We start from the raw sequence: 19,303 nt of genomic DNA, 5'->3' as shown, positions 1-19,303 counted from the left end.
GTTTTAATGTTCATTGGATTGACACTAACCAATCCTAAACTCTGTTTTCTTATAAGCTTTAACCAACCAGCTACCATAGCTATCCAAGATCCCAATAATGGAGCGTTTAGGTATATATCGACCAGAAAGTAGAATATTGAGCCGCTCAATCTCTATATGCTTGTTTGGATAGTAATTTAGAAACTTCTCACCGCATTCGGCTGGATCGTCATACCAACCTTTGTCTTTATTCATGATCACTGAGTAACTTGCTCTGAGTAATTTTTTGGCGATGATTACTTGGAGTTTAATCTGCTCCTCTCTGTTTGTTGCTTGTGCGATTTTTTTCCGATAAGTTGCAATCCACTCATCGACATCCATATTCCAAAACTTAGCGATCTCCCAACTCGGCTCAAATTCGCCGTAACGAGTTGACAAGTCATCGCCGGAAACACAAACACAGCAGTGTTTCAGCATGAAACCCCAAGTGATAACACTTTCTATCGCTAAAATATTTTTGACCAAAGGGAACTGAAAAGATAAGTCAGTGATCAACGGAAAGGCTTTTTTATATCGCCATTTTATCGTGCTCAATAACGTCTGAAACCTTGCATCCGGTTGACGTCTTGTTACCACCACCAAATCAAGGTTAGATTTACCAGGCACGGCGCACTTTCTCGCCACGCTGCCATAAAGGTAGATACTATGGAGGTTACTACCTAACCCGCTTTCAAGCGCTGGAATTAATTCTTGAATGACTCTACGATATTCTTCTTGCCAAGGGGCGCTCGGATCTATCACTGGTAATGGCACAAAGTTACTCGCTATTGGTCGTTAATGATTAAAAAAAAACCTAAAATGGTAAAAACCGAATATAAACCTTATTTTGAGCTCAATTATGCCTTGTAAATATTGGATTTAAAACCAGAGGTTGTATTCTATTCCTTGTGCCCCAATTTATTGGTCAACTTATACATTTAAAGGTCAGAACGATGACAAAGGCTAGTGATATAAAAAAAGGCTTTGCGGTAAGCCTAAACGGTAAAATTTTACTTGTTAAAGATTTCGACATCACCACTCCCGGTGGCCGTGGCGGAGCGAAAATCTATAAATTTCGCTTCAAAGATTTAATGACAGGCGGCAAGGTAGAAGAAGGGTTTAAGAGTGATGAGCTTTTAGAAACCGTTGATATGACAAAGCGCAATGTGATGTTCTCTTACATTGACGGTGATGAGTATGTCTTTATGGATAACGAAGATTACACTCAGTACAACTTCAACGGCGATGACATCAAAGAAGAATTACTATTTATCAACGAAGAGACACAAGGAATACAGGTTGTATTGATCAATGACAAATCTGTTGCTATTGAGCTGCCCGCTTCCGTTGAAATGGTCATCGAAGAGACGGACCCTTCTATCAAGGGCGCTTCTGCTTCTGCGCGTTCTAAGCCTGCTCGCTTCGCGACGGGACTCACTATTCAGGTACCTGAATACATTGGGTCTGGCGACAAAGTGAAAATCAACACCGCCGAAAGCAAATACACGAGCAGAGCAGATTAGGAACAAGCATATGGTAGATAACAACGAAGGTAATCAAAACGCCCAAGAAGAACTGATTTCATATGATGATGTTATTGACGTCGCATACGATATCTTCTTAGAAATGGCACCTGATAACCTAGAACCTGCAGATGTGATTCTATTCACCGCACAGTTCGAAGACCGAGGCGCAGCAGAGTTGGTTGAAACTGGTGATGATTGGGCAGCAGAAGTCGGCTTTGAAGTAGACAAAGAAGTCTATGCTGAGGTTCGCATTGGCTTAGTGGATGAAGAATCGGATGTACTTGATGATGTGTTTGCCAGAATGCTCGTTAGCCGTACTCCAGAGCATAAGTTCTGTCATGTTTTTTGGAAAAGAGAGTAAACTTTAATTAAACGCAAAAACGGGTTACACCATGTATAACCCGTTTTTTATTATTCATCTATTATTTATCGTTTACGTTATTTTCTTACTTTACGATTTCTATTTCCACGACCTTTAGGGGCTGTCACTCTTTCTTCATGACGTCTAACTGCGCGGCGAATTTTCTGATGACGTGAACGTTCGCGTTTACGAGATGTATTGTTTTTATCTAGATCTATCACTGTATTCTTTTCTGGCTTCAATTCAACTAACTCACGCAAGTAGTTAACTTCTTTCAGTTCAAGTTCCATCCAACCACCACGTGGTAGCGTTTTCTCTAGGTAAATATCACCATAACGAACACGCTTTAATCGACTTACTGTTGTGTTTTGTGACTCCCATAAGCGACGAACTTCACGGTTACGTCCTTCGTTAATCACCACGTAGAAAGTATGGTTCATACCTTCACCACCGGCATAAACAACATCTTCGAATCGTGCCATGCCGTCTTCAAGTTTCACACCCTGAACAACATTGCGAACCTTTTTCTCGTCTATTTCACCAAATACGCGGACTAGATATTCACGCTCTACCTGACGGCTAGGGTGCATCAAGCGGTTGGCTAACTCACCGTCTGTAGTAAATAACAGTAAACCAGATGTATTTGCATCCAGACGCCCTACAGAGATCCAGCGTGCACCACGAATTTTAGGCAAGCGATCAAATACAGTTCTACGACCTTCAGGATCAGAACGAGTACATAACTCGCCTTCAGGTTTGTAATACGCCAATACACGACATACCTCATCGTCATCTTCTTTAATAGAGATAACATGTCCGTCCATACGGATAACTGAATTATCGTCTTCTAGGCGCTCACCGAGCTTCGCAACTTTACCGTTAACACTTACACGGCCTGATTTGATTAATGTTTCTAGTTCACGCCTTGAACCGTGACCGGCTCTGGCTAAAATTTTCTGTAGTTTTTCGCTCATCAATATACCTGTTGTTGTCGTCTTCACAGACGTCAGTAATTTAAAAAATTGTCTCTTGCACGACTTGCATCGAACAAACAAAACTGCAATAAAAATGCGGTCGGCGATTATACATTATTTTCATAAGAATTAGATAGCGATTTGACCGATTTCAATAAAGAAAAAGGAGCCGAAGCTCCTTTATTTGGTTCTATTTGAATGGAGATGGGTCACCTGCACCCAATCTCAGTACCACAGGTTCATCATCACTAAAATCAATGACCGTTGTTGGCTGCTCTCCCAGATAACCACCATTCATTATCAGATCAACCGTGTGCTCTAGTTTATCTCTGATATCTTCTGGATCTGATTCCGCAACATCACTTCCTGGCAAAATCAGGGTGGTCGACATTAATGGTTCACCCAAGGCTTCTAATAAATCAAGAGCAATACGGTTGTCAGGAACCCTTATACCAATTGTTTTACGCTTCGCATTCATCAGTCTGCGTGGAACTTCTTTAGTCCCTTTAAAAATAAAAGTATAGGCACCAGGCGTATTATTTTTTAGCAAACGGAATGCGGTGTTATCAACGCGTGCATATATTGACAATTCAGAAAGATCTCGGCAGAGAAGCGTAAAATTGTGTTTGTCATCCAGTTTACGAATACGACAAATAGTGTCTAATGCTTGTTTATTTTCTAGCTGACACCCAAGTGCGTAACCAGAATCGGTTGGGTAGACAACAACACCACCAGTTCGAATAATCGCAACCGCTTGGCTAATCAACCGAGCTTGCGGATTGTCTGGGTGTACATAAAAAAATTGACTCATGATAATTCCTCACTACCGACGCATCGGTATCTTAGGTTGGGTTTATACCCCAATCTTTCCATATTGGATCTACACCAGAAGGTAACCAAAGATTACGTCCCAGCTCCGTCCAAGGGGATGGATAATGAAAATCGGACCCTTGGGACGCTAATAGGTTGTATTGTATAGCATAATCGGCAAGGTTTCGCCTTTCTTGTTGACCTTGTTGAGGCAACGCGATTTCCATTCCGTTTCCACCTGCTTCCACAAAGGCTGATATCAAGCGTTTGGTCCACTTAGCGGTTAACTGATATCGTCCCGGATGCGCCAGAACTGCATCACCTCCAGCGGCATGAATAGCCGCAACCGCCTCTGCTATAGAACACCAGTTCGGCGGTACATAACCGGGCTTGTCTCGCGTTAAGTATTTTTTAAAAACCTGCTGCATGGTTTTCGCATAACCATTATCCACAAGCCACTTTGCAAAGTGAGATCGCGTAAGGGGGGCACCTGATGCGATTTCTTTTACCTCGGCTAACACCGTTTCTTTAGTGACCTTCGCAAGCCTTAGTGCCATCAGTTCAGAGCGTTCTGCTCTTCTCTGCTTTTGCTCTTGTATAAGAGTCAGTAGTTCAAGGTTGCATTCATCTATATTTAATCCGACTACGTGGATATCTTTATTTTGCCAGACCGTCGAAATCTCAATGCCACGAATCAGCTTAATATTCAGTTTGTTATTATCAACATATTCAAAGGCAGGCGCTAAGCCATCTATCGTATCATGGTCAGTAATCGCTAGAACGCGTACGTCAAATTCAATTGCCCTATCGACGATTTCCGTCGGAGTTAATCGTCCATCAGAGGCGGTTGTATGGCAGTGTAGATCAATTTTCATTTAATACTTGACTTTAGTCTCTAGTACTAGTTTACTAGTACAACTTTCAAATAGGAATAATACACTATGTTACAAGAATCTAACCAAAAGCCTAGCGATAAAAGAGCAGACATTGTGTCTGAGCTTCGTTGGTGGCGTATCGGTTTTGGGACTTGACGGGGTAACGATACTGTTTGATATACAGAATTTAGTTTAAAACCCGTCTATACGACGGGTTTTTTTATTGCTTCCACTTACTCATTTTTGAACCTAACGTTGATGACAATTTATTTTACAGAGATAACTTGTTAACTGAACAAAATAGCAACAGTTTGATTTCATTAATTATTGGGTAGCGTAAGTGTTTATGAGAAACTGGGGGCAACCGCTCCAAATTTAGCATTATCAGAGGATGTCTTATGAATAAGGCGATTCAAATTACACAAAAGGGCAAATTAGATGTTATCTCTCTATCTGTTCCTTATTCCGAAGACCCAACTCGCCTTTTTCAAGTGCTGTGTGCGGACAAAACAAATAGCCTCCTTTTAGAATCAGCGGATATCGATTCAAAAGAAGATCTAAAGAGCATGTTGTTGATAGATGCGGCTGTGCGCGTGGTTTGCAATGGGCACCATGTTGAGATGCAACCACTGTCTCTAAATGGCATTAACGCCTTAGCGCGAATTGCTTCACATGTCACCGCAAATGTTGCCATCAATAAAGAGGGTGAAAACCTACAACTAGATTTTCCTCAAGCTGACACAAATATAGATGAAGACAGCCGTTTAAAAGAGGCGTCTTCATTCGATGCTTTGCGTATTATTCAACACAGCTTTGATACCGAGAATAAGGACACCTTCGCTTTATTTATTGGTGGGCTTTTCTCGTACGATTTGGTTGCGAACTTCGAACCTCTAGGCCATGCTGAACAAACGAACAGCTGTCCAGATTATGTCTTTTACTTAGCCGAAACACTGATGGTTATAGACCACCAATCGCAGACCTGTTTGGTTCAGGGATCTGTATTTGATGGTACAGAAGCATCCACTAACCAAATACAACAACGGTTAACGGAAATCTGTGACCACAGTGAAGACCCCGCACCTTTGCGAGATACCGTTAAATTAAAGGCGTGCGAAGCGACCCCGAGTGTATTAGACGAAGACTTTTGTCAAACGGTTCGCGATCTAAAACAATATGTGATTAAAGGTGATGTTTTTCAGGTCGTCCCTTCGAGAAGATTCACATTGCCCTGCCCCTCGCCTTTGGGCTCCTATAAAGGGCTCAAAAAAAGCAATCCTAGCCCTTATATGTTCTACATGCATGACGAGCTGTTTACCCTTTTCGGCGCGTCACCAGAAAGTGCACTAAAATATTCCTCTGAAACCAATCAAGTGGAAATATATCCCATTGCTGGGACTCGACGTCGCGGCAAAAATCCGGATGGTTCCATTAACTTAGATTTAGATGGCCGTATTGAACTCGACCTCCGTAGTGATATGAAAGAAAACGCTGAACATATGATGTTGGTAGATTTAGCAAGGAATGATGTTGCTCGTATTAGTACTGCAGGTACACGCCACGTGGCGGACCTTTTAAAGGTGGATAGATACAGCCATGTCATGCACTTGGTCTCTCGCGTCGTTGGTCAACTTCGCGATGACTTAGACGCGCTGCATGCTTACCAAGCCTGCATGAACATGGGTACGCTAACTGGCGCACCAAAAATTCGCGCAATGCAGCTTATCCGGGACGTTGAAAAAGTGCGACGTGGCAGCTACGGAGGCGCCGTTGGTTATTTCACCGGACAAGGCGACCTAGACACCTGTATTGTTATCCGAGCCGCTTATGTAGAAGATGGTATTGCACAAGTACAGGCGGGTGCAGGCGTAGTCTACGATTCAGACCCTCAAGCCGAAGCCGACGAGACTCGCGGTAAAGCGCAGGCGGTTATTTCCGCTATCCAACTCGCACATACGGAGTAAGTGACATGGCGAATTTAGTGTTCATCGACAACTTTGATTCCTTCACTTACAACCTAGTGGATCAATTCCGTTCTCTCGGACATAACGTGACGATATATCGTAATAATATCGCTGCCACAACCATTGAAATTGCCATCGCTCAATTAAACAACCCTGTCATTATTCTGTCTCCCGGCCCCGGTGCACCTTCCGACGCAGGGAGTATGCCCGAGTTACTTCAGTTAATGAAAGGTAAAGTGCCCATCATAGGGATCTGCCTAGGGCATCAAGCAATCGTAGAAGCATACGGAGGCACAGTTGAAGGCGCTGGCGAGATTGTCCATGGAAAAGTATCAATGATGGAACACCAAAGTCACAAGGTTTATCAGGAGTTACCATCACCACTTGCCGTCGCTCGATACCACTCTTTGGTTGCGACGTCCGTACCAGAAGATCTAACGATTACCGCCCATGCAAATGGTTTGGTCATGTCGGTGGTTCACGAGCAAGACAGAGTATGTGGGTACCAATTTCATCCTGAATCAATTATGACGACTTACGGCGCCACCTTGTTAGCCAACACAATCCAATGGGCTTTAGATTAGTAGAGCATCGAAACGGCAACAATATTGAAGAATTTTGAAGGAATAACCATGCAAGCGATAATTAACAAACTATACGATCAAGTTTCCTTGACTCAAGACGAAAGCCACAGCCTGTTCGATTCCATCATCAAGGGTGAAATGGATCCAATGTTGCTCGCCGCAGTACTGACGGCTTTAAAAATCAAAGGGGAAACACCAGACGAAATTGCTGGTGCGGCGTCCGCATTACTCGCTAATGCTAGCCCATTTCCAAGGCCAGAATACGATTTTGCTGATATTGTTGGTACCGGTGGAGATGGTTCAAATACCATTAATATCTCAACGACAGCGGCGTTTGTCGCCGCAGCTTGTGGTGTAAAGGTCGCAAAACACGGCAACCGTGGTGTATCAAGTAAATCAGGTTCGTCAGATTTACTCGACTCGTTTGGCATAAATCTAGCGATGAGTGCAGAAGATACCGCTAAAGCCGTTGATGATTTAGGCGTTGCCTTCTTGTTTGCTCCCCAATATCACGGTGGCGTCCGCCATGCGATGCCAGTTAGGCAAGCGATGAAAACACGCACAATATTTAATATCCTTGGTCCCCTCATTAACCCTGCTCGTCCACCCATTGAATTAATGGGTGTTTACGACGCAGCGCTGGTTCGTCCAATCGCAGAAACTATCGCTAAGATGGGGCTAAAACGCGCTGCCGTTGTACACGGTAGTGGCCTAGACGAAGTAGCCATTCATGGCGAAACCATGGTCGCAGAGATCATCAATGGGAAAATAACCGAATACACGTTGTCACCATCAGATTTTGGTGTAAATACACACCCACTAGACGCCATCAAAGGTGGCGAACCAGAAGAGAATCGAGCCATTATTACCGACATACTTACGGGCAAAGGCACTGAAGCACAGGTTTCTGCGGTTGCTGTAAACGTCGCATTGTTGCTCCGACTTTTTGGTCAAGAGGATTTAAAAGTAAATACACAAAAAGCAATCGAAGCAATGAACTCAGGAAAGGCTTACGAACTTGTTAAACAATTGGCAGAAAGAGGCTAAATATGTCTGAACATATCACTAAACAGAATCGTGAAATGGCAGAAGTACTCGCCAACATAGTTCGAGATAAACGAGTGTGGGTTAAGGAAAGAAAAGCATCTCAACCCTTATCGACATTCAAGGATCAGCTTATCCCTTCTGATCGTGATTTTTATGCTGCGCTATCAAAGGACAAGACGGCATTTATTCTTGAATGTAAGAAGGCTTCGCCGTCAAAAGGGCTCATTAGAGACGACTTTGACCTCGACTATATTGCCTCGGTCTATGCTAACCATGCCAGCGCGATTTCAGTGTTGACCGATGAGAAATATTTTCAAGGAAGCTTTGATTTTCTACCTCAGGTCCGCTCACAGGCACCACAACCCATCTTGTGTAAAGATTTTATGATAGACACCTATCAAGTCTATCTCGCCCGTCATTACAATGCCGATGCCATATTGCTGATGCTTTCTGTTCTTAACGACGAAGAGTATGTAGAGCTTGCTGATGTTGCCCATTCTCTTGGCCTTGGAATCTTAACGGAAACCAGTAATGAGGAAGAAGTAAACCGCGCTATTGCCTTAAAAGCAAAAGTGGTTGGTATCAATAATCGAAATCTAAGAGATCTCTCTACCGACCTAAACCGGACTCGCGAGCTCGCGCCGTTATTGCCAAAAGGAACAACGATTATTTCTGAGTCTGGTATCTATACCAACCAGCAAGTTAGAGCGCTGAAGCAATACGCCAATGGTTTTTTAATCGGCAGTTCACTGATGGCAAAAGATAACCTTGAACTTACCGTACGCAGCGTGTTGCTTGGAGATAATAAAGTGTGCGGATTAACCCATGCCAATGATGCTGCCATCGTTTATCAAGCTGGAGCAGTATATGGCGGGCTTATCTTTGCCGAAAAATCGAAGCGCAAGGTTGACTTGGAAGCCGCACGGTTAGTCATGAGTGGTGCACCGCTCAATTACGTCGGTGTATTTCAAAACCAATCGCAAGACTTCGTTGTCGATATTGCGAATACACTCAAGCTAACAGCCGTTCAGCTACATGGCGACGAAAACCAAGCCTACATATCGGCGATTAGAGAAAAATTATCCGATGACTGTGCTATTTGGAAGGCGTATGGTGTCACTGACTCTATACCAGAACTAATAACGTCAGACGTGTCACGTCACTTGCTCGATAGCAAGGTAGGCACGCAGTCTGGTGGTACAGGACAAAGCTTTGACTGGTCGTTGATTAGCACAACCAATGACATCATGCTAGCGGGTGGCCTTTCACCGCAAAATGTTAAACAAGCGGCCGCGTTAGGTTGCCTTGGTTTAGACCTTAATTCTGGCGTTGAATCCGCACCCGGGAAAAAAGATCCAGAACTCGTTAAGCAAGCATTTACAGAAATTAAAAATTATTAAGATTGTGAGGAATAATCATGGCTAAATTAGACGCCTATTTTGGTGAGTATGGTGGGCAATACGTACCACAAATCTTGGTACCCGCTCTGGATCAGCTAGAAGACGAGTTTATCAAATCACAGAATGACCCCGAGTTTCAGGCGGAATTTATGACGTTACTTCAGGAGTATGCTGGCCGACCAACGGCATTGACCCTGACACGTAACCTGACGAAAGGAACCAAGTCTAAACTCTACCTAAAACGTGAAGATTTATTGCACGGTGGTGCGCACAAAACCAACCAAGTTCTTGGTCAGGCACTGCTTGCCAAACGTATGGGTAAAAAAGAGATAATCGCAGAAACAGGTGCAGGCCAACACGGCGTCGCCACGGCTCTGGCTTGTGCGCTGCTTAACCTAAAGTGTCGCGTTTATATGGGCGCAAAGGACATTGAGCGTCAAAGTCCCAATGTGTTCAGAATGAAACTCATGGGGGCAACCGTCATCCCTGTCCACTCAGGTTCATCTACTTTAAAAGACGCGTGTAATGAAGCGCTACGTGACTGGTCTGCTACCTATGAAGATGCACACTACCTGTTAGGTACCGCTGCTGGACCTCATCCTTTTCCAACTATTGTGCGTGAATTCCAACGCATTATCGGTGAAGAGACTAAGAACCAAATTTTGGCTCGCGAAGGCCGATTACCTGATGCGCTGATCGCATGCGTTGGCGGTGGCTCAAATGCTATCGGTATGTTTGCAGATTTCATCGAAGAACCGAATGTAAGGTTGATTGGTGTAGAACCCGCAGGCAAAGGCATCGATACAAACCAACATGGTGCCCCACTGAAACATGGAAAAACCGGTATCTACTTCGGTATGAAATCGCCATTAATGCAAGATGAAAACGGCCAAATAGAAGAGTCTTACTCCGTTTCAGCAGGCTTGGATTTCCCATCAGTAGGACCACAACACGCGCATCTCCACGCAACAGGTCGTGCTGAATATGATTCCGTTACGGATGACGAAGCATTGGAAGCGTTCCAGGAGCTGGCAAGGAGCGAAGGTATTATCCCGGCCCTTGAATCGGCCCATGCCCTTGCTCACGCATTAAAAATGGTGAGGGACAACCCAGAGAAAGAACAGTTATTAGTAGTCAATTTGTCCGGTCGAGGTGACAAAGACATCTTCACTGTTCACGACATATTAGAATCAAAAGGAGCTCTGTAATGGATCGCTATCAATTACTTTTCCAGCGCTTAGCCGATAAGAATGAAGGGGCTTTTGTCCCATTCGTCACCGTTGGCGACCCAAACCCTGAACTGTCTCTACAGATAATGGAAAACCTCGTAGATGCAGGCGCTGATGCGTTAGAATTAGGCATCCCTTTTTCGGATCCTTTAGCGGATGGGCCAACCATTCAGGGTGCGAATATGCGCGCACTGGAATCTGGAGTGACACCCAGTATCTGTTTTGAGTTAATTGGCAAGATACGCGCCAAACACCCTGAATTACCTATCGGGTTACTGATGTACGCTAACTTGGTTTTTTCCCGAGGCATAGACAGTTTTTACAAACATTGCTCGGAAGCGGGTATCGACTCTGTACTCATTGCAGACGTGCCAACTAATGAGAGTGCCGAGTTTACCGAAGCGGCAAAAAAATACGGTGTGAAACCTATCTTTATCGCGCCACCGACTGCAAGTAACGAGACACTTCAAGCTGTGGCAGAGCTTGGTGGCGGATATACCTATCTACTGTCTCGTTCTGGTGTAACAGGCGCTGAAACAAAAGCAAACATGCCCGTATCCCATCTGATGGAACGTCTTAATCAATACGATGCCCCGCCTGCTCTACTTGGTTTTGGTATATCTCAACCAGAGCAGGTTAAAGAGGCAGTTGCCGCCGGTGCCGCCGGTGCTATTTCTGGGTCTGCTGTTGTGAAAATCATTGAAACCAATGTAGACAATCCGGATAAAATGCTCGCTGAACTGACCGCATTTATTACGCCGATGAAAGCGGCGACAATACAATAGTTACCCTTCATCTAAAAATTCAGATGAAAGGCGATGGTTGAACAGTAATGCCTATCGAGCGCTAAGCTCGTTACAATGATTTAGTTCTGTAAAATGGCCGCATTAGCGGTCATTTTTGTATCCAGATCTTACGTCGCTATTTAGCATTGGCAATAAATTGGGTAGACTATGAGTCATCTTTATGTGACATATTAGTATTAAATGAAACAACTTATTGATTTTATTCCATTAATTATATTTTTCGCGCTCTACAAAATGTACGACATCTATGTCGCTACAGGTGCATTGATAGTGGCTACGGCGATTCAAATCGTATTGACCTACTTTCTTTATAAAAAAGTAGAAAAAATGCAATTAATTACGTTTGCAATAGTGGCTGTGTTTGGCGGTATGACACTCTTTTTCCACGACGACAACTTCATCAAGTGGAAGGTAACCATTGTTTACTCTTTATTTTCTCTAGGATTGCTCGTCACGCACCTAATGGGAAAACCAGTAATCAAAGGGATGCTCGGTAAAGAGATAGCATTGCCTGACGCCGTTTGGGCAAAAATCAACTGGGCTTGGATGGTATTTTTCGCACTTTGTGCGCTGTTAAATATCTATGTGGCTTTCAGTTTACCCCTTGATGTTTGGGTGAATTTTAAAGTATTTGGTTTGCTTGCCGCCACATTTGGCTTTACCCTCTTAACGGGTATCTATATCTATAAGCACCTTCCGAAAGAAGAGTCGAAATAAATCATTATCCCCTCGTATCTCAAATGCGAGGGCGTTATATTGGAAGTCATAAATGAGTAACAAAACTGATGAAAACCCTCGAGGGCAGATGCTACTTCGAACCCTTGCGATGCCAGCAGATACTAACGCCAATGGTGATATATTTGGTGGTTGGATTATGTCCCAACTTGATCTGGCCGGCGCCATATTAGCAAAAGAAATTTCGTTTGGCCGTGTCGTTACTGTCTCTGTTTCTAGCATCACATTTAAAGCCCCTGTCGCGGTAGGCGATGTGGTCTGTTGCCACGGTGAGTGTACGAAAATAGGCCGTACATCAATGTCGATTAATCTGCAGGTTTGGGTAAAACCAGTCAATGTCGATGGGATAGGTGATCGATATCAGGTTTGTGAAGCGACCTTTAACTATGTTGCTATCGACAGCAACGGCCGCCCTAGACCAGTAAAGAAAATAGACAAATAGTAGATATTAATTCACATTCTTTTCGTTAAATTTCACACAGACCCAATTGATTTAGTACAGTGGTCCTTATTCATGTCAACAAGGAGACGTTTTATATGTGGTATGTTATTTTTTCTCAAGATATTGAAAATTCATTAGAAAAACGCATGTCAGCAAGGGAGATGCATTTGGCTCGCTTACAGGCTCTTAGAGATGAAGGTCGTTTGTTAACTGCAGGACCAATGCCAGCCATTGACTCAGAGAACCCGGGAGAAGCGGGTTTTACTGGTTCAACCGTTATCGCTGACTTCCCGTCATTGCAAGACGCTCAACAATGGGCTGATACAGACCCATATATCGACGCAGGTGTCTATGAAAAAGTCATCGTCAAACCATTCAAAAAAGTACTTTAGCTATGAAAGATAAATTTTCTAAATTAGTGATAAGTGGCTTGTTTATCATGACCCTAGCAGCCTGTAGTGCGACTGCGGATAAAGAACGTCAAGTGGAAGCCATTGCAGCCCATAGAGCCTCTATTCTTTCTAACAATCTGCCAATTGAACATGGGCCATTGACGGTTATGCAAGCGAAAGCCAAAGGCAGCGTCGTTGAGTTAATGATGATTTATAACAGTGAAGGCTCAATCCCTCCACAACAGCTTATAGAAAAGAGTGTTAGCTACTACTGCTCAAATAGTGAAGTAAAAGCAAACTTAGTACATGGCGTAATTTATAATATCAAAATACGCAGCGAACGAGGTCAACTTCTTGTCGAGCAGATAATTTCAATCGATACGTGTACTGCCTTATCTGAAGAAACAAAAGTGTAATAGTAACAAACTCTTCGTATTTATCCCTCTCTAGCTCCTCTTTATAAAGGAAATTTGAGAGGGTAGCCTTGCCTAAACCTATTGCAACACCGTCAGTTAACCCCATGTTTAACCACTTATTTCTTTAGCGAAATCATTCTTTTTACTTCATAATGAATGAAAAGTAATAAACCTCCGGTCTACTCAGCTATATTGTTAATGTAACGCGTCTATTTTAATAAAATAAGTTAAATAGCCGTATAGACCGACGCTCAAAGAAAGGAATCCAATGAAGACTACTGCTCTCTTTATTACCACTGCTTTAATAAGCTCAACCGCTTATTCTGCTTCATCATCATGGCAAGACATCGAAACAAAAGCCAAAGGTCAAGATGTCTACTTTCATGCTTGGGGTGGCAGTCAGGAAATAAATGCCTACCTCAAATGGACAGGAAAAGAACTTAAAAGCCGTTACGGTATTAATTTCAATCACGTAAAAGTGACCGATATATCTAAGACTACCTCTCTTTTGTTAGCCGAAAAAACCGCCGATAAGAATAGCGGTGGCAGTGTTGATATGGTTTGGATAAATGGTGAAAACTTTAAGTCCATGAAGAACAGTGATCTTTTATATGGACCTTTTACTCAAACACTGCCAAGTTGGGAGTTCGTTGATAAATCCTTACCTATTGATTTTGACTTTTCCGAACCAACCAATGGCCTAGAAGCACCTTGGGGTGTCGGACAACTCGTCTTTATTCACGACAGTACCACGTTGAATAATCCACCCGCCTCATTTGCCGAACTGCTTAGCTACAGCAAAGCTTTTCCTAATCGAGTTAGCTATCCGAAACCACCTTCGTTTCATGGAACCAGCTTTCTAAAGGCACTTCTTATCGAGCTAACAAATGGGGATAAATCACTTTCTCAACCAGTGAACGAAGCTGACTTTACCATCGTTACCCAACCTCTATGGCAATACCTTGATGAGTTTCATAAAACGGCCTGGCGGGAAGGCAAACAGTTTCCTGCAGGTTCATCTGAAACCATGCAGCTACTCGATGATCGACAATTAGATCTCGCGATAACGTTTAACCCAAATGCCGTTTTTTCTGCACAGGCGAATGGTACACTTGCCGAAACGACCAAAACGTACGCACTGGATGCTGGTGCGTTATCTAATATCCACTTTCTAGCTATTCCGTGGAATGCTACTGCGAAGGAAGGTGCTCTGATTGCAATTAACTTTTTGCTCAGCCCAGAGGCTCAGTCACGTAAAGGCGATTTGAAAGTCTGGGGGGATCCTTCTGTGTTGTCCAATCAATACCTTACAGGCTCCGCAAAAAATACCAAGCTCTTTAAATCAATTGATGAACCACACCCAAGTTGGCAAACAGCGCTTGAAGCTGAGTGGTTAAAACGTTACGGAAACCAGTAACTGATTATGTTACGCCTATTCTATAGCTTTGTGATTCTTATCTGTATTGCTCCCATCATACCTGGTGTGTTGGGAGTCGTTCTGTCTGCACTTAGCTATATTCCTTCGCTCGGGCTCTCTGAAGTCTCTTTGAAAGGGTTTGCAGACGTATTCGCATGGAGTGGTGTAACACGGTCCCTATACCTCACGGTATTCACCTCTTTAACCAGTAGTTATCTAGCCTGCTTTATAACCTTTGCCGTATTACAAACAACTTGGAATACGCGCGCTTGGAAGTGGGTAACGAGTAGCTTGGCCCCTCTGCTTGCGGTTCCTCATATAGCTTTTGCTATTGGTTTTGCGTTCTTATTCTCGCCGACAGGGTTAGCCGCTCGAATTCTGTCACCTATACTGGGCAATAGCGATTTTTCTTACCTCGTTAATGACCAAAATGGTATAGGGTTAGCTCTCGCTTTAGCGCTAAAAGAACTGCCTTTCTTATTGTTAATGAGTATCCCAATTACTCAGCAGTTAAAGCTGGAAGAATCCTATAAGGTTGCAACCAGTTTAGGTTACTCTCAAGCCCAGTTCTGGTGGAAGTGTGTATTACCTCAGTGGTTAACTAAAATTCGTTTTTCTCTTTTGGCTATTATCGCCTACAGTGCCTCAGTGGTAGATATGAGTTTAATTTTGGGTCCAACGAATCCCCCTACATTCGCGGTATTGGTTTGGCAGTGGTTCTCAGATCCCGATTTATCGCTTTTCCCTAGAGCCGCTGCAGGTGCGGTCATTTTGTTTATTGTTTGCACCGTTTTAATTCTTTTGACAAAGTGGTTAGAGCATCTAATCGTGCGGAAACGACGAACATGGCAGATTTCCGGTAGGGCTGGTTTTCAATTGCGCGGTATGACATTATTTTTAGTAGTTGTGTTGATTAATATACTGATACTGCCGATCACGCTTCTATGGTCTGTTGCCCAACGATGGCGTTTCCCCGATCTTCTTCCGTCTCAATTTAGTCACCGTTTTTGGCAACAAGAATGGGATAGTGTGATTGCAACAATAAATACCAGTCTTTTTATTGCATTGGTATCGGCTTCTTTGGCGTTGGTATTTGCATTAATCGCGCACGAATATAAAAAAAGATATCGACTACGCATTCCCAATCTCATTATAGCAACGCCTATGCTAGTACCTCAGCTATCGCTACTATTCGGGCTTCAAGTCTCTACCTTGTATATCAATGTGAGTATGCCACTATTTTGGGTCGTCTGGTCGCACATATTTTTTGCTTTCCCGTACGTTTATCTCGCATTAGATGGTCCGTGGCGCAGCTATAATGACGGCTATAGCCAAACCGCGTTGAGCCTAGGGAAGACACCTTGGCAGGTTTGGTTTAAAGTTAAAATGCCCATATTATTTCCTGCAATAAGTTTTGCGTGGGCTGTTGGTGCTGGTGTCAGTCTAGCCCAATATCTACCTACATTGATGCTCGGTTCGGGACGAGTAATTACGATAACAACGGAAGCTGTTGCTCTATCAAGCGGGTCAGATAGACGAGTCATGGCGATCTATGCGCTGTGGCAAGCTATATTACCACTACTATTTTTCACTTGTGCATTCGTACTCAACCGCCTTCAAAGAAAGGGGCTAACACCAATTAGGAAACGTATATTTAATGAGCCTTTGTCTAAAAAACCTCACCATCTCTAACAGAAATAAGGTGGCTCTATTTACCCCCTTAAACATAGAAGTAAAACCCGGTGAAGTATTAACTCTTATGGGTCCAAGTGGATGTGGTAAGTCGACTCTACTGAATATGATAGCCGGTCACCTAACCGAAGAGTTTTCTTTCGATGGCAACCTCACACTAAATGGCATTTGTATCAGCAAACTCCCTGCTCATCAAAGAGAGGTCGGTATTCTCTTTCAAGACGATCTACTATTCCCTCACCTCTCCGTTTGGGAAAACCTTGCTTTTGCTTTGCCAAACTCAGTAAAGTCAGAAAATAGACGCCAGCAGGCTTACGCCGCGCTTGAAAATGTTGGATTATTTTCACTGGCAAACTCAATGCCACAACAAATCTCTGGCGGACAGAGAGCAAGGATAAGTCTCGTTCGCATGCTACTTGCAAAACCGAAGCTCGTTTTGCTGGATGAACCATTTAGTAAATTAGATAAAGAGCTTAGAGAGCAATTTCGAGATTGGGTGTTTGAACAGCTTGCTCGTGCGAAGGTACCTGCCCTACTCGTTACCCATGACGAATCGGATGTACCATCAAATAGTCAGTGTTTACGCTGGCCCTGGAGTCAATAAGCATGTTAGATAGATTCAGTATCAAGATTTTAAAAATGCCATTGGAACTAACCGCCAAAGGGCTACACAAGTTTAATGTTACTGCAGACCAAACCACTCTATTTGGATTTATGTTAGGTTGTTTGGTCTTACCTAGTCTTATATTTCAGCAATACGATCTTGCGCTAGTTTTCGTGATTTTGAATCGTCTTTGTGATGGATTAGATGGTGCACTTGCTCGAATCCAAGGCATTAGTGATTCCGGTGGTTTCTTAGATATCAGCTTAGATTTCCTGTTTTACTCGCTTGTCCCCTTTGGGTTTGTATTAGCTAACGCAGAACAAAACGCAATCGCAGGTGCATTTCTTATCTTTTCATTTATTGGGACAGGGTCGAGTTTTCTCGCATTCGCCGTAATGGCAGGAAAAAGAGATATAGAAAATCCAGTTTACAAAAACAAATCTCTTTATTACATGGCGGGACTAACAGAAGGTACCGAAACCATCGCATGCTTTGTGATTTTTTGTCTATTCCCAGATTACTTTGCTCAAATAGCGTATGTATTTGGCACACTCTGTTGGATTACCACCACAAACCGAATTTGGGCTGGATATACCACACTGAAAAGACACGAAGGTCTTGAGTCCTGAGGTTTTGACCAAACGACCGTTTCTACTACCTCGTAAATCCCTATTTATGTGTAATGCTGTTCGATTAGAGCTAAATACTTCGTCAGGATGACAAATTTAGATGACGTTAACCGAACAGTATTCTATTTATATAAGAACCTACGGGGCGTTTAACACTATTTTTTTGCAGTATTTTCTGCAATTTTAACAATAACTTCGACAGCCTTATTCATGCCTTGCACGGTGACGAACTCATGAATTCCGTGGAAGTTATAACCACCAGTGAAGACATTTGGACAAGGCAGGCCCATAAAAGAGAGACGGGCACCATCGGTACCACCTCTAATAGGACATATATGAGGGACAACATCGCAATCGATCATCGACTGCTTGGCAATATCAATAATATGAGGATGAGGCTCTACCATCTCCTTCATATTAAAGTAACTATCCACTAACTCTAGGGATACGCGACCTTTCGGCAAGGCGTCATTCAATTGCTCTACTTTAGATTTTATGTACGCTTTACGCGACTCTAAACCAGCTCGGTCAAAGTCTCTTACAATATATTTTAACTCGGTACGCGCGATGCTAGATTTGATCGAACCTAAATGATAGAAGCCGTCATATCCATCTGTGCATTCCGGAGTCTCATCCGCTGGCATACTCATTTGGAACTGAGCCGCGATGTTCATAGAGTTAACCAGTTTGTCTTTTGCTGTTCCTGGGTGCACGCTCACACCGTGACAAATAACATTCGCAGTGCTGGCGTTAAAGTTTTCATACTCAAGTTCGCCAATGTATCCACCGTCAATGGTATAAGCCCATTTGGCTCCAAATTTCTCTACATCGAAGAGATTAGCACCACGGCCTATCTCTTCATCTGGGGTGAAACCAATTTTAATATCACCATGTTTGATCTCAGGGTGGTTTATCAATACTTCCATCGCTGTAAGAATTTCAGCTATACCAGCTTTGTTATCAGCGCCTAATAATGTCGTGCCATCAGTAGTAACAAAGTCATGACCAATAAGGTTTTCCATGTCTGGGTATTGTGCCGGTGAAAGTTTTTCATCGCTGGTTCCTAGTTTTATATCACCACCCTGATAATTTTTAATTAGCTGTGGTTTTACATCTTTACCAGATTCATCAGGCGCCGTATCCATGTGTGCGATAAACCCAATAGGGGCCACATCATGGCTAACATTCGAGGACAATGACGCCATTAAGTAACCGTGGCTATCTAAGGTGACACTCTCTAAACCTATCTGCTCCATCTCTAGCTTGATCTGTTCCGCTAGCACCAACTGTCCTGGGGTACTTGGACAAGCACTGTTATCGCCATTGGACTGGGTATCAAATGCAACATAATGCAAGAATCTATCTAGTACTTTATTCATTTT

21 protein-coding genes and 1 other annotated feature are annotated in these 19,303 nt (G+C 43.3%); of the genes, 16 read left to right on the top strand and 5 right to left on the bottom strand.

Annotated features, from left to right (window positions below; genetic code table 11):
- Positions 1-24: 24 nt before the first annotated feature.
- The gene (locus tag IUZ65_RS06715) at positions 25-792 is read right to left on the bottom strand and encodes a nucleotidyltransferase domain-containing protein (RefSeq protein ID WP_195703012.1); all 768 of its coding nucleotides are present in this window, start codon (positions 790-792) and stop codon (positions 25-27) included.
- 179 nt (positions 793-971) lie between these two features.
- Here IUZ65_RS06715 and efpL point away from each other — a divergent pair, with 179 nt between their 5' ends.
- Together efpL and IUZ65_RS06705 are read left to right on the top strand one after the other, a co-directional pair.
- Positions 972-1,541: an elongation factor P-like protein EfpL gene (gene efpL / locus IUZ65_RS06710; protein WP_195703011.1), complete on the top strand. Its 570-nt coding sequence runs from the start codon at positions 972-974 to the stop codon at positions 1,539-1,541.
- Positions 1,542-1,551: 10 nt separating this feature from the next.
- Entirely contained in the window at positions 1,552-1,905 is a 354-nt protein-coding gene (locus IUZ65_RS06705) for an HI1450 family dsDNA-mimic protein (RefSeq protein WP_195703010.1), read from the top strand.
- 77 nt (positions 1,906-1,982) lie between these two features.
- Here the strand turns inward: IUZ65_RS06705 and rluB are convergent, their stop codons facing one another.
- The 3 genes from rluB to rnm all read right to left on the bottom strand — a co-directional run bounded on the left by rluB (position 1,983) and on the right by rnm (position 4,564).
- Entirely contained in the window at positions 1,983-2,879 is an 897-nt protein-coding gene (rluB, locus tag IUZ65_RS06700; RefSeq protein WP_195703009.1) for a 23S rRNA pseudouridine(2605) synthase RluB, read from the bottom strand.
- Between the two features lie 190 nt (positions 2,880-3,069).
- The gene (locus IUZ65_RS06695) at positions 3,070-3,690 is read right to left on the bottom strand and encodes an L-threonylcarbamoyladenylate synthase (RefSeq protein WP_195703008.1); all 621 of its coding nucleotides are present in this window, start codon (positions 3,688-3,690) and stop codon (positions 3,070-3,072) included.
- 31 nt (positions 3,691-3,721) lie between these two features.
- Entirely contained in the window at positions 3,722-4,564 is an 843-nt protein-coding gene (gene rnm / locus IUZ65_RS06690) for an RNase RNM (protein WP_195703007.1), read from the bottom strand.
- Positions 4,565-4,687: 123 nt separating this feature from the next.
- Positions 4,688-4,788: a sequence feature (Trp leader region), on the top strand.
- A 174-nt stretch (positions 4,789-4,962) separates the two neighbouring features.
- Here rnm and IUZ65_RS06685 point away from each other — a divergent pair.
- The 14 genes from IUZ65_RS06685 to IUZ65_RS06620 all read left to right on the top strand — a co-directional run bounded on the left by IUZ65_RS06685 (position 4,963) and on the right by IUZ65_RS06620 (position 17,921).
- Positions 4,963-6,528 (top strand): anthranilate synthase component 1, encoded by a 1,566-nt coding sequence (locus tag IUZ65_RS06685; protein ID WP_195703006.1) that lies wholly within the window; start codon positions 4,963-4,965, stop codon positions 6,526-6,528.
- 5 nt (positions 6,529-6,533) lie between these two features.
- Positions 6,534-7,112: an aminodeoxychorismate/anthranilate synthase component II gene (locus IUZ65_RS06680; RefSeq protein ID WP_195703005.1), complete on the top strand. Its 579-nt coding sequence runs from the start codon at positions 6,534-6,536 to the stop codon at positions 7,110-7,112.
- A gap of 48 nt (positions 7,113-7,160) precedes the next feature.
- Positions 7,161-8,159: an anthranilate phosphoribosyltransferase gene (trpD, locus tag IUZ65_RS06675; protein WP_195703004.1), complete on the top strand. Its 999-nt coding sequence runs from the start codon at positions 7,161-7,163 to the stop codon at positions 8,157-8,159.
- Between the two features lie 2 nt (positions 8,160-8,161).
- Positions 8,162-9,559, top strand: a complete 1,398-nt coding sequence (gene trpCF / locus IUZ65_RS06670) for a bifunctional indole-3-glycerol-phosphate synthase TrpC/phosphoribosylanthranilate isomerase TrpF (RefSeq protein ID WP_195703003.1) — start codon at positions 8,162-8,164, stop codon at positions 9,557-9,559.
- A gap of 17 nt (positions 9,560-9,576) precedes the next feature.
- Complete coding sequence (trpB, locus tag IUZ65_RS06665) at positions 9,577-10,767, top strand: tryptophan synthase subunit beta (RefSeq protein ID WP_195703002.1); 1,191 nt, start codon at positions 9,577-9,579, stop codon at positions 10,765-10,767.
- On the top strand, positions 10,767-11,573 hold the full coding sequence (trpA, locus tag IUZ65_RS06660) for a tryptophan synthase subunit alpha (protein WP_195703001.1): 807 nt from the start codon (positions 10,767-10,769) through the stop codon (positions 11,571-11,573). Before trpB ends, trpA begins: the two co-directional genes overlap by 1 nt.
- Before the next feature lie 201 nt (positions 11,574-11,774).
- Positions 11,775-12,311 carry a septation protein A gene (locus IUZ65_RS06655; protein ID WP_195703000.1) on the top strand — a complete coding sequence of 179 codons (537 nt, stop codon included), beginning with the start codon at positions 11,775-11,777 and terminating at the stop codon, positions 12,309-12,311.
- A 52-nt stretch (positions 12,312-12,363) separates the two neighbouring features.
- The gene (gene yciA / locus IUZ65_RS06650; RefSeq protein WP_195702999.1) at positions 12,364-12,771 is read left to right on the top strand and encodes an acyl-CoA thioester hydrolase YciA; all 408 of its coding nucleotides are present in this window, start codon (positions 12,364-12,366) and stop codon (positions 12,769-12,771) included.
- 95 nt (positions 12,772-12,866) lie between these two features.
- A complete protein-coding gene (locus tag IUZ65_RS06645; protein WP_195702998.1) occupies positions 12,867-13,163 on the top strand; it encodes a YciI family protein in 297 nt (98 codons plus the stop codon).
- Positions 13,164-13,165: 2 nt separating this feature from the next.
- Positions 13,166-13,579, top strand: a complete 414-nt coding sequence (locus tag IUZ65_RS06640; protein WP_229637996.1) for a GspS/AspS pilotin family protein — start codon at positions 13,166-13,168, stop codon at positions 13,577-13,579.
- A gap of 268 nt (positions 13,580-13,847) precedes the next feature.
- Entirely contained in the window at positions 13,848-14,996 is a 1,149-nt protein-coding gene (locus IUZ65_RS06635) for an ABC transporter substrate-binding protein (protein WP_195702997.1), read from the top strand.
- A gap of 6 nt (positions 14,997-15,002) precedes the next feature.
- A complete protein-coding gene (locus IUZ65_RS06630) occupies positions 15,003-16,688 on the top strand; it encodes an ABC transporter permease (protein WP_195702996.1) in 1,686 nt (561 codons plus the stop codon).
- Positions 16,654-17,292 carry an ATP-binding cassette domain-containing protein gene (locus IUZ65_RS06625; RefSeq protein ID WP_195702995.1) on the top strand — a complete coding sequence of 213 codons (639 nt, stop codon included), beginning with the start codon at positions 16,654-16,656 and terminating at the stop codon, positions 17,290-17,292. The genes IUZ65_RS06630 and IUZ65_RS06625 overlap by 35 nt, the downstream gene beginning before the upstream one ends.
- Positions 17,293-17,294: 2 nt before the next feature.
- Positions 17,295-17,921: a CDP-alcohol phosphatidyltransferase family protein gene (locus IUZ65_RS06620; protein ID WP_195702994.1), complete on the top strand. Its 627-nt coding sequence runs from the start codon at positions 17,295-17,297 to the stop codon at positions 17,919-17,921.
- A 155-nt stretch (positions 17,922-18,076) separates the two neighbouring features.
- On the opposite strand, the gene pepT is transcribed toward IUZ65_RS06620, so the two are convergent.
- Positions 18,077-19,300 carry a peptidase T gene (gene pepT / locus IUZ65_RS06615; protein WP_195702993.1) on the bottom strand — a complete coding sequence of 408 codons (1,224 nt, stop codon included), beginning with the start codon at positions 19,298-19,300 and terminating at the stop codon, positions 18,077-18,079.
- Between the last annotated feature and the right edge of the window lie 3 nt (positions 19,301-19,303).

Source organism: Vibrio sp. VB16 (genome assembly GCF_015594925.2).
In the GTDB taxonomy this organism is placed as follows: domain Bacteria; phylum Pseudomonadota; class Gammaproteobacteria; order Enterobacterales; family Vibrionaceae; genus Vibrio.
The sequence above is the reverse complement of the archived record's forward strand: the minus strand, read 5'-3'. Positions and strand labels throughout refer to the sequence as shown.

Coding starts and splice junctions, on each gene's coding strand:
- efpL (WP_195703011.1), top strand. CDS start 972: ATGACAAAGGCTAGTGATATAAAAAAAGGCTTTGCGGTAAGCCTAAAC.
- IUZ65_RS06705 (WP_195703010.1), top strand. CDS start 1,552: ATGGTAGATAACAACGAAGGTAATCAAAACGCCCAAGAAGAACTGATT.
- rluB (WP_195703009.1), bottom strand. CDS start 2,879: ATGAGCGAAAAACTACAGAAAATTTTAGCCAGAGCCGGTCACGGTTCA.
- IUZ65_RS06695 (WP_195703008.1), bottom strand. CDS start 3,690: ATGAGTCAATTTTTTTATGTACACCCAGACAATCCGCAAGCTCGGTTG.
- rnm (WP_195703007.1), bottom strand. CDS start 4,564: ATGAAAATTGATCTACACTGCCATACAACCGCCTCTGATGGACGATTA.
- IUZ65_RS06685 (WP_195703006.1), top strand. CDS start 4,963: ATGAATAAGGCGATTCAAATTACACAAAAGGGCAAATTAGATGTTATC.
- IUZ65_RS06680 (WP_195703005.1), top strand. CDS start 6,534: ATGGCGAATTTAGTGTTCATCGACAACTTTGATTCCTTCACTTACAAC.
- trpD (WP_195703004.1), top strand. CDS start 7,161: ATGCAAGCGATAATTAACAAACTATACGATCAAGTTTCCTTGACTCAA.
- trpCF (WP_195703003.1), top strand. CDS start 8,162: ATGTCTGAACATATCACTAAACAGAATCGTGAAATGGCAGAAGTACTC.
- trpB (WP_195703002.1), top strand. CDS start 9,577: ATGGCTAAATTAGACGCCTATTTTGGTGAGTATGGTGGGCAATACGTA.
- trpA (WP_195703001.1), top strand. CDS start 10,767: ATGGATCGCTATCAATTACTTTTCCAGCGCTTAGCCGATAAGAATGAA.
- IUZ65_RS06655 (WP_195703000.1), top strand. CDS start 11,775: ATGAAACAACTTATTGATTTTATTCCATTAATTATATTTTTCGCGCTC.
- yciA (WP_195702999.1), top strand. CDS start 12,364: ATGAGTAACAAAACTGATGAAAACCCTCGAGGGCAGATGCTACTTCGA.
- IUZ65_RS06645 (WP_195702998.1), top strand. CDS start 12,867: ATGTGGTATGTTATTTTTTCTCAAGATATTGAAAATTCATTAGAAAAA.
- IUZ65_RS06640 (WP_229637996.1), top strand. CDS start 13,166: ATGAAAGATAAATTTTCTAAATTAGTGATAAGTGGCTTGTTTATCATG.
- IUZ65_RS06635 (WP_195702997.1), top strand. CDS start 13,848: ATGAAGACTACTGCTCTCTTTATTACCACTGCTTTAATAAGCTCAACC.
- IUZ65_RS06630 (WP_195702996.1), top strand. CDS start 15,003: ATGTTACGCCTATTCTATAGCTTTGTGATTCTTATCTGTATTGCTCCC.
- IUZ65_RS06625 (WP_195702995.1), top strand. CDS start 16,654: ATGAGCCTTTGTCTAAAAAACCTCACCATCTCTAACAGAAATAAGGTG.
- IUZ65_RS06620 (WP_195702994.1), top strand. CDS start 17,295: ATGTTAGATAGATTCAGTATCAAGATTTTAAAAATGCCATTGGAACTA.
- pepT (WP_195702993.1), bottom strand. CDS start 19,300: ATGAATAAAGTACTAGATAGATTCTTGCATTATGTTGCATTTGATACC.